General features: G+C 31.1%; 19 protein-coding genes and 1 pseudogene. 18 read left to right on the forward strand and 2 right to left on the reverse strand.

Annotation, left to right across the window (positions count from 1 at the left end):
- Nucleotides 1–6 precede the first annotated feature (6 nt).
- A pseudogene (locus LFT63_RS12630) lies at nt 7–2766 on the forward strand (DUF1542 domain-containing protein); the annotation flags it as partial.
- Between the two features lie 78 nt (nt 2767–2844).
- Here the strand turns inward: LFT63_RS12630 and LFT63_RS02000 are convergent.
- Entirely contained in the window at nt 2845–3243 is a 399-nt protein-coding gene (locus tag LFT63_RS02000; RefSeq protein ID WP_029055345.1) for a ribonuclease HI family protein, read from the reverse strand.
- Between the two features lie 175 nt (nt 3244–3418).
- Entirely contained in the window at nt 3419–4123 is a 705-nt protein-coding gene (locus LFT63_RS02005; protein ID WP_017638021.1) for a queuosine precursor transporter, read from the reverse strand.
- Between the two features lie 260 nt (nt 4124–4383).
- On the opposite strand from LFT63_RS02005, the gene LFT63_RS02010 reads away from it, so the two are divergent.
- From LFT63_RS02010 to LFT63_RS02090, 17 genes are all read left to right on the forward strand, one after another.
- The gene (locus LFT63_RS02010; protein ID WP_081581220.1) at nt 4384–4569 is read left to right on the forward strand and encodes a zinc-finger domain-containing protein; all 186 of its coding nucleotides are present in this window, start codon (nt 4384–4386) and stop codon (nt 4567–4569) included.
- 12 nt (nt 4570–4581) lie between these two features.
- Entirely contained in the window at nt 4582–4836 is a 255-nt protein-coding gene (locus LFT63_RS02015; protein WP_017638020.1) for a NifU N-terminal domain-containing protein, read from the forward strand.
- 30 nt (nt 4837–4866) lie between these two features.
- On the forward strand, nt 4867–5982 hold the full coding sequence (locus LFT63_RS02020) for a conserved virulence factor C family protein (RefSeq protein WP_029055346.1): 1116 nt from the start codon (nt 4867–4869) through the stop codon (nt 5980–5982).
- Between the two features lie 25 nt (nt 5983–6007).
- Complete coding sequence (brxA, locus tag LFT63_RS02025; RefSeq protein ID WP_029055347.1) at nt 6008–6451, forward strand: bacilliredoxin BrxA; 444 nt, start codon at nt 6008–6010, stop codon at nt 6449–6451.
- Nucleotides 6452–6667: 216 nt separating this feature from the next.
- Entirely contained in the window at nt 6668–7624 is a 957-nt protein-coding gene (locus LFT63_RS02030) for a thymidylate synthase (protein WP_017638017.1), read from the forward strand.
- A gap of 166 nt (nt 7625–7790) precedes the next feature.
- The gene (locus LFT63_RS02035; protein WP_017638016.1) at nt 7791–8273 is read left to right on the forward strand and encodes a dihydrofolate reductase; all 483 of its coding nucleotides are present in this window, start codon (nt 7791–7793) and stop codon (nt 8271–8273) included.
- An 11-nt stretch (nt 8274–8284) separates the two neighbouring features.
- A complete protein-coding gene (locus LFT63_RS02040) occupies nt 8285–9127 on the forward strand; it encodes a DegV family protein (RefSeq protein ID WP_017638015.1) in 843 nt (280 codons plus the stop codon).
- Nucleotides 9128–9223: 96 nt separating this feature from the next.
- Nucleotides 9224–9751, forward strand: a complete 528-nt coding sequence (msrA, locus tag LFT63_RS02045; RefSeq protein ID WP_017638014.1) for a peptide-methionine (S)-S-oxide reductase MsrA — start codon at nt 9224–9226, stop codon at nt 9749–9751.
- Nucleotides 9744–10172, forward strand: a complete 429-nt coding sequence (msrB, locus tag LFT63_RS02050) for a peptide-methionine (R)-S-oxide reductase MsrB (protein ID WP_017638013.1) — start codon at nt 9744–9746, stop codon at nt 10170–10172. The genes msrA and msrB overlap by 8 nt, the downstream gene beginning before the upstream one ends.
- Before the next feature lie 12 nt (nt 10173–10184).
- Nucleotides 10185–10685, forward strand: a complete 501-nt coding sequence (locus tag LFT63_RS02055; protein ID WP_017638012.1) for a PTS sugar transporter subunit IIA — start codon at nt 10185–10187, stop codon at nt 10683–10685.
- Entirely contained in the window at nt 10685–10906 is a 222-nt protein-coding gene (locus LFT63_RS02060; protein ID WP_017638011.1) for a YozE family protein, read from the forward strand. Before LFT63_RS02055 ends, LFT63_RS02060 begins: the two co-directional genes overlap by 1 nt.
- Before the next feature lie 294 nt (nt 10907–11200).
- Entirely contained in the window at nt 11201–12634 is a 1434-nt protein-coding gene (locus LFT63_RS02065) for a S41 family peptidase (RefSeq protein WP_225880641.1), read from the forward strand.
- An 82-nt stretch (nt 12635–12716) separates the two neighbouring features.
- Nucleotides 12717–13220, forward strand: coding sequence for a GNAT family N-acetyltransferase (locus LFT63_RS02070; RefSeq protein ID WP_017638009.1), 504 nt, complete (start codon nt 12717–12719; stop codon nt 13218–13220).
- A gap of 17 nt (nt 13221–13237) precedes the next feature.
- A complete protein-coding gene (locus LFT63_RS02075) occupies nt 13238–14311 on the forward strand; it encodes an undecaprenyldiphospho-muramoylpentapeptide beta-N-acetylglucosaminyltransferase (protein WP_046466679.1) in 1074 nt (357 codons plus the stop codon).
- Nucleotides 14312–14324: 13 nt separating this feature from the next.
- On the forward strand, nt 14325–14933 hold the full coding sequence (locus LFT63_RS02080; RefSeq protein WP_340767819.1) for a phosphatase PAP2 family protein: 609 nt from the start codon (nt 14325–14327) through the stop codon (nt 14931–14933).
- A 116-nt stretch (nt 14934–15049) separates the two neighbouring features.
- The gene (locus tag LFT63_RS02085; RefSeq protein ID WP_029055352.1) at nt 15050–15388 is read left to right on the forward strand and encodes a winged helix-turn-helix transcriptional regulator; all 339 of its coding nucleotides are present in this window, start codon (nt 15050–15052) and stop codon (nt 15386–15388) included.
- 115 nt (nt 15389–15503) lie between these two features.
- Nucleotides 15504–16001, forward strand: coding sequence for a hypothetical protein (locus LFT63_RS02090; protein WP_029055353.1), 498 nt, complete (start codon nt 15504–15506; stop codon nt 15999–16001).
- Nucleotides 16002–16010: the final 9 nt, after the last annotated feature.

A 16010-nucleotide genomic window follows, 5' to 3' on the forward strand; every position in this document is an offset into this window, starting at 1 on the left:
GCTGAACTTAGAGATCTCGTTGAAAATACTATTCCAAACAGTGAAAATAGCATCGACTTCCAAAACGCCGATCAAAGTGCAAAAGATAATTTAAATGAAGTTAAATCAATTGCACAACAAATGCTAGATGGAAACAACAATAAAGGTACAGATGTTAACGATGTTCGTGGAATGATAGAATCAATTAAAGAAGCAATTAACCAATTAAATGGTGAAGAGAGATTACAAGAAGCTAAAAATGATGCCATCCAAGAAGTTAATAAAGCTTTAGCAGATAAATTGAAAGAAATTAATGCATCAAACGCTACTGAGCAAGATAAGACTGACGCTATTAATAAAGCCAAAGAAATTGCTAACCAAATTATTAATGATATTAATAATGCGACTAGTAACGATCAAGTCAATAAAGTTCAACAATCAGGCAACAAAGCAATCGATGAGATTCATGCAAATGAAATACCTAAAGCTAAAATCGATGCTAAAAATGATATTGAACAAAAAATCAATGACCTTATTACTAAGATTACAAATAACCCTGATTTAACGGATACAGAAAAACAACAGTTAATTAATCAATTGAATCAGTTAAAACAACAAAGTAATAATGATATTGATAATGCAACGACTAAAGAAGATATTGATCGAATTAAGCAAAAACTAGAAGATGCTGTTAATAATATTTCTAACTATGTCACAGCTAAAGTTGATGCTAAAAACGAAATCAAAGATGCTGCTGCAGCTAAAATCAAAGAAATTGATAATAATCCTGACTTAACGCCAGAACAAAAAGCTGCCGCTAAAGACGAAGTCAATCGTCTAAAAGAACAAGCATTGAAAGATATTGACAACGCGAAAGACTTAAACGGTATTGATGAAGCGAAATCTCAAGCACGAGATACTATCAGCAAATTTGATCCAAATCAATTCACGATTGATCAAGCAAAAGACAAAGCGAAACAAGCTATTGAAGAAGCAGCTAACAACAAACTCAAAGAAATTGATAATAACCCTGACTTAACGCCAGAACAAAAAGCTGCTGCTAAAGACGAAGTCAATCGTCTAAAAGAACAAGCACTTAAAGATATCGATAATGCGAAAGACTTAACTGGCATTGAGGAAGCGAAATCTAATGCGCAAGATACTATCAGCAAATTTGATCCAAATCAATTCACGATTGATCAAGCAAAAGACAAAGCGAAACAAGCTATCGAAGAAGCAGCCAACAACAAACTCAAAGAAATTGATAATAACCCTGACTTAACGCCAGAACAAAAAACTGCCGCTAAAGACGAAGTCAATCGCCTTAAAGAACAAGCATTGAAAGATATTAACAACGCGAAAGACTTAAACGGTATTGATGAAGCAAAATCTCAAGCTCAAGATACTATCAATCAGTTTGATCCAAATCAATTTACGATTGATCAAGCGAAAGACAAAGCGAAACAAGCTATCGAAGAAGCAGCTAACAATAAACTTAAAGAAATTGATAATAATCCTGACTTAACGCCAGAACAAAAAGCTGCTGCTAAAGACGAAGTGAATCGTCTAAAAGATCAAGCGCTTAAAGATATTGATAATGCGAAAGATATAAACGGCATTGATGAAACTAAGTCTAAAGCACAAGATACAATCAATCAGTTTGATCCAAATCAATTTACGATTGATCAAGCGAAAGATAAAGCCAAACAAGCTATCGAAGACGCAGCTAATAACAAACTTAAAGAAATTGATAATAATCCTGACTTAACGCCAGAACAAAAAGCTGCTGCTAAAGACGAAGTGAATCGTATAAAAGATCAAGCGCTTAAAGATATTGATAATTCAAAATCACTTGAAGATATAACTAAACAACAACATAAGTTTATATCTCAGATTATTTCTGTAAATCCAATTAAAGATTTAGTGAAACGTAAAGACGATGCTATTAAAAATATCAATAAAATATCAACACAAAAAGCTAATGACATAAGAAACAGTAGATTTGGTACTGCAAGTCAAAAACAAGATGCTTTAAATAGAATTAATAGCATAGTTAATGACACGATTAGAAGAATCAAAAATGCTCACACACCACAAGAAGTGGATGATGCATTGAGAGATGGTATTAATCGTATCTTAGCTGTTCAAATCAATACAAATATTGGCAGAAACAGAAATCAATTCAACAATACTTTAAATAGACCTTTCGATTTAACTAGAGTAGTTAGAGCTAATCAAACTAATGCTACTACTATCTTCGGAAATGGAACTAAAGAAAAATTAAATGGCAGCATACCTAGCGATAAATCTAAACAAAACAAAGATAAAAATAACAATCATCAAAATACACATAGTGTGACAGATTCAATTGCTAATGTACTTAAAAAGACACTAGGATTTGTAGGTATTTCTGGATTATTAGCTAGTTTCTGGTTTGTAATGGCAAAACGCCGTAGAAAAGAAGAAGAAGATGAAATGTTGAATCATAAAGATACTATTAAAGATGAAAAAAAACATTTATTGAGTGATAATGACCATGAACCATTGTTATTAGCTAAACAGAAAAAAGATGAAACAGAAACTAACAAACAATCTTCAAATTCATCAAAAGAGAAAAAGCTTAAAGGTAATGATAAAGATGCACCTATATTAATTGCTAAAAAGAAACAAAATCGTAAAGATAATGAAAATAAAGCAAAAGGTAAATCAACATCTAATAACAAAAAAGTCACAAACTCAAAAAAGAAGAAAAAGAATAATAAAAAATCTTCAAAACGTAAAAAATAAAACTCAATAAATTTATCCTAATTCTTCAAATAGAAGGAGCACCGATTGAATATTCATCAATCGGTGCTCCTCTTTTTACTATTTACGCTTTAACAATTTAAATAAAGCCTGTTGTGCATGTTGGTTAGCTTCTTTATTTTGTTCTCTAGGAACCCATTTTACAAACAATAACTCAAAATCTCTTTCCAATAATTCTAATTGTTCAAAATAGGGTTTAAATTTAGCATTTTTAATATATCCCGCATCAACACTATCCGCTATCAACTTCGAATCTGTGTATAGAAGGGCATTACTTACTTTTAGTTCTCTTGCATGTTCCAATGCATGAATGCACGCTGCCCATTCAGCACTATGATTATCCATTTCACCTAATTCATGAGTAAAAATATGATGTTGATCATCTTCTTTAATGACGATAGCACAAGTACTCATTCCAGGATTACCTTTTGTCGCTGCGTCAAAATTAATTTTTGCCATTTTCACACCTGCTTATATCAAAATTCCTTACAATCTAAATCATAATATCTATTTTAATCAAAAGAACAGTAATTTAAAAATACTTCAATTAAAAACATCAAATTATGGATTTATATAAATAAAAAACACGCTTCAACTCAATTATAAATTAAGTAAAGCGTGTGGCCACTATATATTAATAACCTTCATCCAATTTACTAATTTTACCTTTACGATAAAATGATTTCGCAATATAGCCAAATGGCACATTGAAAATAGTAGATACAAGTTTTAATACATATGTTGTTATGAATATTTCAAATACTGCCATACCAGGTAAACTTCCGATAAATGCGATAGATACGAAAAGGGCAGTATCAATGATAGAACTAATTACAGTACTACCATATGCTCTTATAATAAATGTTTTATCAGAACTAAATATTTTTTTAATTAGTGAGAAGATAAACACATCTATATGTTGTCCGATAATATATGCAACGATTGAACCTAATGCAATTCGTGGTACGACATCAAAAATGGCATGAAATGCGCTTTGAGCTGTGTCTTCTGGAGCAGGGATGAAATGTAATGACATTTGCATGACAATAATCATAACTAATGTTGAAGAAAATCCTAACCACACTGCGCGTTTAGCTACCTTTCTTCCATAAATATCATTCAATATATCAGTAGCCAAATAAATAGACGCAAACATGACATTACCTAAAGTAGCTGAAATACCAAATATTTCTACAGTTTTGATGACTTGAATATTAGCAATAATTGTACCAATTGCTACCCAAGCTATTAAACCATGTTTACCAAACAATCGATACATCACTACCATTAAAATAAACGTTACTAAAAACGTAGCTATTCCAAAAATTTCATTATACATATACTTTTCCTCCTAAATTTTGTTAATGCGGGTGTTTAGAAACCGCTAAAATAACTTAACCATTTTACTTGAAAAATGTTACTAATGCAATACGTAACGTTAATTAAATTTGTGGTTCTTAATAGCAAATTGATTATTGTTAATCCATCCATAATAAATGCTATAATGTTTACATGTGAATGATTGAGGTAGTATTAAAAACTAAATGTATCTCTTTATTTGCGACATAATAAACGCTATAGCTAAAGGGAGTTGAGAATATACTTACTTATTCCGAACAACAAGCTATAAATCGAATTGATCAATTATTGACTACGTATTGTCATCAATGTCCATTAAAGTCGCATATAAGAAAGACTGAAAATAAGACGCAGGCACATCATTTTTGTATCAATGAATGTTCAATTGGTAAACAAATCAAACAAATTGGAAACGAACTTCAATAGGAGGTAGTTAATATGGAAATTGTTTCAATTTCAGAAACACCAAACCACAACACTATGAAAATCACTTTAAATGAATCACGTGAAGATATGAAATCAAATACTTATACAGAAGCTCAAGAAGGGCAACCTGAATTCATCAATGCATTATTCGACATCGACGGTGTGAAATCTATTTTTTACGTTATGGATTTCATCTCTGTAGATAAAGAGGATCAAGCTGATTGGAATACACTTATTCCTCAAATTGAAGATAAATTCAACCAATAATTAAATTAAATTTCATGGAGGGACACATTTATGGAAATTTTACGTGTAGAACCTACACCGAGTCCTAATACTATGAAAATTGTTCTATCTGAAAAGAGGCAAGATAATAAATCAAATACTTATACTGAGGTAAACGAACAACAACCTCAATTTATTAATGATTTATTAAATCTTGAAGGTGTTAAGTCTATTTTCCATGTTATGGATTTTCTAGCTATAGATAAACAACCTAAAGCCGATTGGGAGAATGTTTTGCCATTAATTACATCTACTCTAAATAATGAAAAAAATGAGAATCAAGAGTATCAACCAGATGAACATTATGGCGAGATTAAGGCAGAAGCATTAATGTTTAAGGGTATACCATATCAAATTAAATTATCAACTCAGCAAGATGAAAAACGTAAACAATTGCCAGAGTTTTATGTAGACAATATGCTAAAAGCTCAAAAAGATAATGATAATGTCGTTTTTCTAAGAAAATGGGAAAATTTAGGCATACGATATGGCGACATAGATGAAGTCATGGATGACGTTTATGAAGAAATATTAGCGTTATACCCAGCGTCAAGAATAGAACAATTAGTTAACGAAGCACTAGAAACAGATATTGTTATCCCCGAAAGTCATTATAAACATGTAACATTAGCTGAATTTCAACAAGCTTCTGATTGGAAAGAAAAATTACGTATGCTTAAAGCATTTCCAACGCCGACTTTTGACGATATTCCTTTATTAGATTATGCATTAAATGAGGAAAAGATTCCGCTTCGTCGTGAGGCTGTAGTTTTACTAGGTATGGTTGAGGATAAAGACATTTTACCTTATATTTATAAAGGGTTACACGATAAGAGTCCTGCCGTACGACGAACTGCAGGGGATTGTTTAAGTGACTTAGGTTATAAAGAAGCACTTCCAGAAATGGAAAAAGCACTAGATGACCCTCAAAAAATCGTTCGTTGGAGAGCTGCTATGTTTATTTTTGATGAAGGAAACGAGCAACAGCTAGATAGCTTAAAAGCACATGCTAATGATCCAGCGTATGAAGTTAAATTACAAATTGAAATGGCCATTTCTAGAATAGAAAATGGGGATGAAGCCCTAGGATCAGTTTGGAAACAAATCGCTAATAGAAATAAATCCTAATAATTACTAAAAGGAGCATAAAATTATGAATGCCTATGATCAATATATGAAAGAACTTGCACAACAAATGCGTTCTGAACTTACAGATCATCAGTTTGAAAGTTTAGAATCTAGTGAATCAGTAAATCAATATATGAATAATGTAAATGAAGACGATACAACATTTGTTGTTATTAATTCTACTTGTGGTTGTGCAGCAGGTTTAGCACGCCCAGCAGCAGTAGCAGTTGCTGAACAAAATGAAGCTAAACCAACTCATAAAGTAACTGTCTTTGCAGGACAAGATAAAGAAGCTACTGAAACAATGCGTGAATATATTCAACAAGTACCTTCAAGTCCTTCATTCGCATTATTTAAAGGACAAAATCTAGTTCATTTCATGCCTAGAGAACATATCGAAGGTAGAGATATTAACGATATCGCAATGGATTTAAAAGATGCATTCGACGATTATTGTGAAACAAAATAATGCTGATTAGAGTGATACGGGAGGCTCATATTAATTTGAGTGTCCTGTATCGCTTTTTTATTAATAAGAAAGATTGACCCTTCATTAATTTTATCAAATATCTTGTTTCATACTTTTTTATGCGTCTAATTACAAGTATAATAATATTAATGTGACTATTGAAAGATAATAGGATTCCACTTCATTACATAAAATATAGAAAGGATGTATACAACCATGTTCAATTCATTCGACGCAGCATATCACGGTCTTTGTGAAGAAATCTTAGACATTGGAAATCAACGAGATGATCGTACACATACAGGCACAATTTCAAAATTTGGTCATCAACTAAGATTTGATTTATCCAAAGGCTTTCCTTTATTAACGACTAAGAAAGTTTCGTTTAAACTTGTAGCTACAGAATTATTATGGTTTATCAAAGGGGATACAAATATCCAATATTTATTAAAATACAATAATAATATTTGGAATGAATGGGCTTTTGAAAATTATGTTAATTCTAATGATTATCATGGTCCAGATATGACAAATTTTGGCCATCGTTCATTACAAGATAGTGATTTTAACGAATTATATAAAGTTGAAATGAAGAAATTCAAAGAGAAAATTTTAACTGATGATACGTTCGCACAAAAATATGGTGATTTAGGAAATGTATACGGTAAACAATGGAGAGATTGGGAAGATAAAGATGGCAACCATTTTGATCAACTTAAAACTGTTATCGAGCAAATTAAACAAAATCCTAATTCACGCCGTCATATCGTTTCAGCGTGGAACCCAACTGAAATCGATACAATGGCATTACCTCCGTGTCATACGATGTTCCAATTCTATGTACAAGATGGAAAATTAAGTTGTCAATTATATCAACGTAGTGCAGATATCTTTTTAGGTGTTCCATTTAATATTGCAAGCTATGCCTTACTTACTCATTTAATAGCTAAAGAATGCGGTTTAGAGGTTGGGGAATTTGTCCATACTTTTGGTGATGCACATATTTATTCAAATCATATGGATGCTGTACAAGAACAACTTTCTCGTGATAGTTTCAATCCACCTCAAATCAAAATTAACTCAGATAAATCTATTTTTGATATCGACTATGAAGACATAGAATTAATTAACTATGAGTCTCATCCAGCTATCAAGGCACCAATTGCAGTATAATTTTTAAATTAATCTTAATATTGATAAGTATTTTACAAATTTTCAAATTTATCTTTAGAAAACTTCCTTAAATACTACCTAATAGTAACGAATTGTATTCAATTTATGTTACATTTAATTTATGAAATCGATACACTAATGCCCACATATCAAGGAGGACAATGAAATGACATTATCTATTTTAGTCGCACATGATCAACAAAGAGTCATAGGTTATCAAAATCAATTACCATGGCATCTTCCTAATGATCTTAAACATGTTAAACAATTATCTACAGGTCATACATTAGTTATGGGAAGAAAAACATATGAATCTATAGGCAAACCTTTACCTAATAGACGTAACGTTGTTTTGACTAATAATAAGTCATTTCATCCTGAAGGTGTGGACGTTATTCACTCTTTTGAAGAAATAAAAGATTTAACAGGTCATGTGTTTATATTCGGTGGCCAAACTTTGTTTGAAGAAATGATTGATAAAGTAGACGATATGTATATAACTGTGGTTAATGGTAAGTTTCAAGGAGATACTTTCTTTCCTCGTTATACTTTTGAAGATTGGGAAGTTGAGTCCTCAGTTGAAGGCGAACTAGACGAAAAAAATACTATTCCACATACATTTTTACATTTAATAAGGAAAAAATCATAGGGGGACTATTTATGGTTAAGCAAGTTATCGTTACAGATTCTACTTCAGATTTACCTCAAAGTTATTTAAAAGAAAACGCAATCCATGTCATCCCATTAAATCTTACAATTAATGGTAAATCTTATGTTGACCAAGTTGACATTACATCTTCGGAATATATTGACTATTTAGAACAAGATGCTGATGTTAAAACAAGTCAGGCTTCTATCGGTGAAATAATTAACGTTTATGAAAAACTTGGGAAAGATGATGTAGAAATTATTAGCATACATTTATCTTCTGGTTTAAGCGGTATGTATAATACAGCTTACCAAGCTAGTCAAATGGTAGATGCTAATGTCACTGTAATTGATTCCAAATCTATTTCTAACGGTCTAGCTTATCAAATTAAACATATCGTTGAACTTATCGAAGAAGGTACGTCAACATCTGATATTGTTGATAGTGTTAAAAAGTTGCAAGACAACACTAAGTTATTTGTAGTAATTGGCCAATTAAATCAATTAATTAAAGGTGGACGTATAAGTAAAACTAAAGGACTTATAGGTAATATCATGAAAATCAAACCTATAGGTACGCTCAATGATGGTAAATTGGAACTCGTTCACAACGCTCGAACACAAAACACTAGTATCAATTATTTAAAAAAAGAAATTTCTGAATTCATTGAAAATCATAAACTTAAATCAGTAGGTATTACTCACGCAAATGCCATGGATTTTGTAGATAAAGTTAAAAATACATTTACAGAAGCTTTTAATTTCCATAATTATGATGTAAATGTTACAACACCTGTCATTTCAACACATACAGGTAAAGGCGCTATTGGATTGGTTGTTGTTCGCGAAAACTAATCCAATATATAGATATTTATAAACTTTTGAGCGTTTATCTTTATTTCTTTAATATAATATCGTAAATTATTAACAAAATAGGAAGGAGGCAATCAAATGGCTTATGCAACGTTAGCTGGAGGTTGTTTTTGGTGTATGGTAAAACCATTCACATCATATCCTGGTATTAAATCAGTTGTTTCTGGATATAGTGGTGGCCATGTAGAAAATCCTACTTATGAGCAAGTATGTACTAATCAAACTGGTCATGTAGAAGCTGTGCAAATTACCTATGATCCTGAAATAACTTCATTTGAAAATATTTTAGATGTTTACTTCAAAACATTTGATCCTACAGACGATGGGGGTCAGTTTTTCGACCGTGGTGAAAGTTATCAACCTATCATTTTTTACCATGACGAAGAACAACGTAAAGCTGCAATACTGAAGAAACAACAAATTGATGAACAAGGTATTTTTAAGAAACCTGTTATTACTCCAGTTAAACCATATAAAAACTTCTATCCTGCAGAAGACTATCATCAAGATTACTATAAGAAAAATCCTGAACATTACGAACAATATCAACGAGGTTCAGGCAGAAAAGCATTTATAGAATCACATTGGGGGTCTCAACATGATTAAGAAGAATAAAGATGAACTAAATGATATGGAGTATCTTGTTACACAAGAAAATGGGACAGAACCTCCATTTCAAAATGAATATTGGAATCATTTTGAAAAAGGTATATATGTCGATAAATTGTCTGGCAAACCATTATTCACTTCAGAAGAGAAATTCGAATCTGATTGTGGTTGGCCTAGCTTTTCGAAAGCAATCGACGATGAAGAAATTATCGAGCTAGTAGATAAAACGTTTGGTATGGTTAGAACCGAAGTACGTTCTGAAGATGCAAATAGTCATTTAGGACATGTATTTAACGATGGCCCTAAAGATAAAGGCGGTTTAAGATATTGTATCAATTCAGCATCAATTCAATTTATACCATATGACAAATTAGAAGAATTAGGTTACGGTGACTTAATACAACACTTTGAGAAATAGGAGTGGAACAAAATGTTTAAAAAATTATTCGGTAAAAGTAAAGAAGTAGATAAAAATATTCAAGTTTATTCACCATTATCAGGTGAATACGTTAAAATCGAAGACATTCCAGACCCAGTATTTGCTCAGAAAATGATGGGCGAAGGATTTGGTATTAACCCAACAGAGGGTACTGTGGTATCACCAATCGAAGGTACAGTAGATAATGTTTTCCCTACAAAACATGCTATTGGTCTAAAAGCTGAAAATGGACTTGAATTATTAGTTCATATCGGATTAGATACTGTTCAATTAGACGGTGAAGGTTTTGAAGTATTAGTAGATAGTGGTGACAATGTTAAAGTTGGAGATCCAATTATCAAATTCGATGTTGAATACATTAAAAATAATGCAAAATCAGTTATTTCTCCTGTAATTATTACTAATTCTGATCAAGCAGCATCAATTCATTTTGATGATGTTCAAGCAGCAGTTAAAGGTGAAACAAAAGTCATTGATGTGACAATGAACTAATGAAAAATTATTCATTTTATCAGTTCGCTATGACAGTTAGAGGTAGAAAAGATGATAAAGGGAAATTGGCTGAACAAATATTTGAAGATTTAGCATTCCCACGCCATGAGAATGATTTCAACGAACTATCTGAATATATCGAAACTCATGGTGATTTTACTCTATCTATGTCAGTCTTCGATGATTTATATGAAGAATATACTGAATGGCTTAAATTTTAATAATTATGTATTTATCGCCTGTGACAATAGAATTTTGTTACAGGCTTATTTTAAATTCTTTTTAACTTTATCATGTTATATTTCAGTTGATTTTGAAGAATAATCCATACATACTGTAAGTATCATTTTGAAAGCAAATGATTAAATGTATTAAATTGAATTTAAAATAAAGATAAAGTTATCATAAAGATGTTTCACTCAAAGACATCAAATTGAATTGTCGCCATTTTTAAAAGGAGTGATTATGTGACTAATAATAAAGACGATCAAACGACAGATGAGCAACAAAATTCAATACAAAATAAGAAGAAAGATAAACCAAAAAAACAAATTAATCTTAAATTATGGCAACTGATTACATTACTAATTGGTATTATCGTTATAACTGCGGCTATTACCGTTGCAGCAACAATACTAATTAGTCATCAAATGAGTGGTTTAAATAAGGAACAACGTGCAAATTTACATAAGATTGAATATGTGTATAAAACTTTAAATAAAGATTATTATAAAAAACAAAAATCTGACAAACTATCACAAGCAGCTATAGACGGTATGGTTAAAGAATTAAAAGATCCTTATTCAGAATATATGACTAAAGAACAAACGAAATCATTCAATGAAGGTGTGTCCGGTGATTTTGTCGGTATAGGCGCTGAAATGCAAAAGAAAAACGATCAAATTAGTATTACTAGCCCTATGAAAGGCTCCCCAGCGGAAAAAGCAGGGATCAAACCGAAAGATGTTGTTACAAAAGTTAATCATAAATCAATAAAGAATAAGCCACTAGATGAAGTCGTCAAAATGGTTAGAGGTAAAAAAGGAACAAAAGTAGTCTTAACGATTAAACGAGGCTCAGTAGAAAAAGATATTTCAATTAAACGTGATACTATTCATGTTAAAAGTGTTGAATATGAGAAGAAAGATAATGTTGGCGTAATCACAATTAATAAATTCCAAAACAATACTTCTGGCGAACTTAAAAATGCTGTCAAGAAAGCACACAAACAAGGTGTACGAGATATTGTTTTAGATTTACGTAACAATCCAGGTGGGTTATTAGATGAGGCTGTGAAAATGGCAAATATTTTCATAGATAAAGACAAAACCGTTGTCCAACTTCAAAAAGGTGATGACAAACAACAACTTAAAACAGAAAATGACCCATTAAAAGAAGCTAAAGACATGAAAGTTTCAATCCTAATTAATGAAGGTTCAGCAAGTGCATCAGAAGTATTCACTGGCGCACTCAAAGATTATCACAAAGCTAAAGTCTATGGTTCTAAATCATTTGGTAAAGGTATTGTTCAAACAACACGTGAATTTGATGATGGTTCACTATTGAAATATACAGAAATGAAATGGTTAACACCTGATGGCCATTATATTCATGGTAAAGGTATTCAACCAGATGTAAAAATAGAAACTCCAAAATATCAATCTCTAAATGTCATACCTAATAAGAAAACATATAAAATCGGTGATGAAAGCAAGCATGTTAAAACAATGAAAATTGGGTTAACTGCATTAGGATTCAAAGTTGATAACGAATCTAAAACATTTGATTCAAGCTTAGAATCGGCTATTAAGAAATTCCAAGAAGACAACAATTTAAAAGTAACAGGTGAATTTGATAAAGAAACAAATGATAAATTCACTCTAAAATTAGTCGAAAAATCTAATAAAAATGACACAGTTTTAGATAAATTAATCAAGAAGTTGAAATAAGTTTAAAAAGATGAAAATATGTGAATTAAATGATGAAAGCTTTTTAACCTATAACTATAAATACAAAGAGGTGTTTTAGATTATGATTAGATTAGCAACAAAAAATGATCTTTCAAGTATTGAGAATTTAGTAGAAGAAGCAAAAGAAATTATGGAGAAATTCAACAATAATCAGTGGGATGACAAATACCCTGTCACTGAACATTTTGAAGAAGATATCGAATCTGAAACACTTTATGTATTAGATGTTGATAATGAAATTTATGGTTTTATTGTCATCGACCAAAATCAATCAGAATGGTATGATGAACTAGAATGGCCTATTGATCGTAAAGGGGCATATGTGATACACCGTTTAGCTGGTTCTCAGTCTTATAAAGGTGCTGCTACTGAATTATTCCAATTTGCAGTAGATATGACAGAAGAGCACGGTGTTCATGTCATTTTGACTGATACATTTGCACTTAATAAACCAGCTCAAGGATTATTCGAAAAATTTGGCTTTACAAAAGTGGGCGAAGCCGAAATTGATTATCATCCTTTCGATCGCGGTGCACCATTTTACGCATATTATAAAAACATATAAGAATAGAGGTTATATTTATGACTAAAATCGCATTTACAGGTGGAGGAACAGTTGGACACGTTTCAGTTAACTTAAGTCTGATTCCAACTGCAACAGACAAAGGCGATGAAGCTTTTTATATTGGATCAAAATCTGGAATAGAAAGGGAAATGATTGAATCTCAATTACCAAATATTCCATATTATCCAATTTCTAGTGGTAAATTACGACGCTATTTATCATTTGATAATGCTAAAGACATCTTTAAAGTTTTAAAAGGTGTTTTAGATGCTCGCAAAATTCTAAAAAAACAAAAGCCAGATTTATTATTTTCTAAAGGTGGGTTTGTTTCTGTACCAGTAGTGATTGCAGCTCGTTCTTTAAAAATTCCTACAATCATTCATGAGTCAGATTTAACACCAGGTTTAGCCAATAAAATTGCATTGAAATTTGCTAAAAAAATCTATACAACATTTGAAGATACATTAAATTACTTACCTAAAGACAAAGCAGACTTTGTTGGCGCAACAGTACGTGAAGATTTAAAACAAGGTGATAAACAACGTGGTTACCAATTAACTGATTTTAAACAAGACAAAAAAGTGTTACTTGTTATGGGTGGTAGTTTAGGAAGTAAAAAATTAAATGACGCTATAAGAGAAAATTTAGAAGCTTTATTACAACAATATCAAGTTATTCATCTTACAGGTAAAGGATTAGTAGATAATTCAATAAATAAAGAGGGATATATACAGTTTGAATTTGTTAAAGATGATTTAACTGATTTATTAGCTATTACTGATACTGTTGTCAGTCGTGCAGGTTCAAATGCAATATATGAATTTTTAACATTAAGAATACCAATGTTATTAATTCCTTTAGGTTTAGATCAATCCCGTGGTGATCAAATAGATAATGCGAAAAACTTCGAAACTAAAGGTTATGGTCGAGCTATTCCTGAAGATGAACTTACACAAGTAAGATTGATACAAGAACTTAACCATATCGAATCTAACCGTGATGACATCATTAAACAAATGCAAACTTACAAAGAAAGTTACACTAAAGAAGATATATACGATAAAATTATCAAAGATGCTTTGAATCAATAGGGGGAATATTGCAATGAGTCGATTAAAACGAATTTCATTACTTATCATTTTTACTTTGATATTCGGTATCATTGCATTCTTTCACGAATCTCGATTAGGTAAGTGGATTGATAATGAAGTATATGAGTTCATTTATGCCTCAGAAAGCTTCATCACTACATCTATTATGTTAGGTGCAACAAAACTCGGTGAAGTTTGGGCAATGGTATGTTTATCTTTAATACTAATCGCTTATTTAATGTTAAAACGTTTAAGAATAGAAACACTCTTTTTTGTAATTGTGATGAGTTTATCTAGTATTTTAAACCCTGTATTAAAAAACATCTTTGATAGAGAAAGACCAACGTTATTACGTTTAATCGATATTACTGGTTTTAGTTTCCCAAGCGGTCATGCAATGGGATCTACTTCTTATTTTGGTAGTATCATTTATATTCTTAATAGAACTGATTCAGGTTTATCTAAAGGCGTACTTATTGGCTTAGCAGCCTCACTAACATTAATGGTGTCAACATCTCGTGTATACTTAGGCGTACATTATCCAACAGACATTATCGCTGGTATTATAGGCGGAGCCTTTAGTATTGTTTTATCAACATTGATCTTAAACAATAAATTATAAAGCACTTAAATTTGAAGAGATACTATTTTACTTAGAGGGGCATATATCTAAATTAACATTAGATATATTCCTCTCATTTTTCTATATATGTATATAACTAAGAAAGGAGCGAAAAGATGACACATAAAACATATAACTGTCCAGTAGAAGCAGTAATTAGTTTAATTGGTGGAAAATATAAACCTATTATATTGTGGTACCTCCTAAATAATACTTTACGTTTTAATGAAATCCAACGATTACTACCTCAAGCTTCTCCAAAAATGTTAAGTCAACAGCTTAAAGAACTACAAAAAGAAGGGTTCATTGAAAAGGTCATTTACCCAGAAGTACCTCCTAAAACAGAATATTATATGACAGACTACGGAAAAACATTGGAACATATTTTAAATGAAATGTGTAATTGGGGAGAGGAGTTTATGGGAGATTATATTGTTAAGCCAACAGATAGTTAGTATCTATTAATCCATACTTACCTTTTGGATACTATCTTACATTAAAGTGCGTTCTTCTCAAGTTAAATATGTAATGCTACTATTAATTAAAATCAATTGGGAAGGAATGACTTAAATGTTAAATGAAATTAAATGGCCAGAAAAATGGTTACCAGGTACAACAGATAATTTTGCTTCAAATGAAATCATCGTTAAAGATTTATCATTTGATAATGTTATAGAGAGTTTATTAAACACTTCTAAATGGGAAAATTACTATTCAAATAGTAGCGATATTTATATGTATAATCAAGATTCTCCAGTTTTAAAACAAAATACACGTTTTAAATTTAAAACATTCGGTTTTGATATAGAAGCTGAAGTTGAAGAATGTATGGTTGAAGATAATATTGCAAGAATCGCATGGCATGGCTGGAATAATGCAACAGGTGATGAATTCTTAGATGTTTATCATGCTTGGCTTATTGAAAAATTATCCCATAACAGACTAAGAATTTTAACTCAAGAATCACAAATTGGTAAACCAGCGAAAGACATGGCTAGTGACAACACTTATCCTATGATTAATGGACATCAGGAATGGATAACTACATTAGCTAACTTTTCAATGTAATATATTAAT

Source organism: Staphylococcus sp. FSL H8-0121 (genome assembly GCF_038008425.1).
Taxonomy (GTDB): Bacteria; Bacillota; Bacilli; order Staphylococcales; family Staphylococcaceae; genus Staphylococcus; species Staphylococcus pasteuri.

Bases quoted from the DNA above. Each gene is read 5' to 3' on its own strand.
- LFT63_RS02080 (WP_340767819.1), top strand. From the start codon at position 14,325: ATGAGTCGATTAAAACGAATTTCATTACTTATCATTTTTACTTTGATA.
- msrB (WP_017638013.1), top strand. From the start codon at position 9,744: ATGATTAAGAAGAATAAAGATGAACTAAATGATATGGAGTATCTTGTT.
- msrA (WP_017638014.1), top strand. From the start codon at position 9,224: ATGGCTTATGCAACGTTAGCTGGAGGTTGTTTTTGGTGTATGGTAAAA.
- LFT63_RS02015 (WP_017638020.1), top strand. From the start codon at position 4,582: ATGGAAATTGTTTCAATTTCAGAAACACCAAACCACAACACTATGAAA.
- LFT63_RS02060 (WP_017638011.1), top strand. From the start codon at position 10,685: ATGAAAAATTATTCATTTTATCAGTTCGCTATGACAGTTAGAGGTAGA.
- brxA (WP_029055347.1), top strand. From the start codon at position 6,008: ATGAATGCCTATGATCAATATATGAAAGAACTTGCACAACAAATGCGT.
- LFT63_RS02040 (WP_017638015.1), top strand. From the start codon at position 8,285: ATGGTTAAGCAAGTTATCGTTACAGATTCTACTTCAGATTTACCTCAA.
- LFT63_RS02030 (WP_017638017.1), top strand. From the start codon at position 6,668: ATGTTCAATTCATTCGACGCAGCATATCACGGTCTTTGTGAAGAAATC.
- LFT63_RS02075 (WP_046466679.1), top strand. From the start codon at position 13,238: ATGACTAAAATCGCATTTACAGGTGGAGGAACAGTTGGACACGTTTCA.
- LFT63_RS02000 (WP_029055345.1), bottom strand. From the start codon at position 3,243: ATGGCAAAAATTAATTTTGACGCAGCGACAAAAGGTAATCCTGGAATG.
- LFT63_RS02035 (WP_017638016.1), top strand. From the start codon at position 7,791: ATGACATTATCTATTTTAGTCGCACATGATCAACAAAGAGTCATAGGT.
- LFT63_RS02020 (WP_029055346.1), top strand. From the start codon at position 4,867: ATGGAAATTTTACGTGTAGAACCTACACCGAGTCCTAATACTATGAAA.
- LFT63_RS02070 (WP_017638009.1), top strand. From the start codon at position 12,717: ATGATTAGATTAGCAACAAAAAATGATCTTTCAAGTATTGAGAATTTA.
- LFT63_RS02055 (WP_017638012.1), top strand. From the start codon at position 10,185: ATGTTTAAAAAATTATTCGGTAAAAGTAAAGAAGTAGATAAAAATATT.
- LFT63_RS02005 (WP_017638021.1), bottom strand. From the start codon at position 4,123: ATGTATAATGAAATTTTTGGAATAGCTACGTTTTTAGTAACGTTTATT.
- LFT63_RS02085 (WP_029055352.1), top strand. From the start codon at position 15,050: ATGACACATAAAACATATAACTGTCCAGTAGAAGCAGTAATTAGTTTA.
- LFT63_RS02090 (WP_029055353.1), top strand. From the start codon at position 15,504: ATGTTAAATGAAATTAAATGGCCAGAAAAATGGTTACCAGGTACAACA.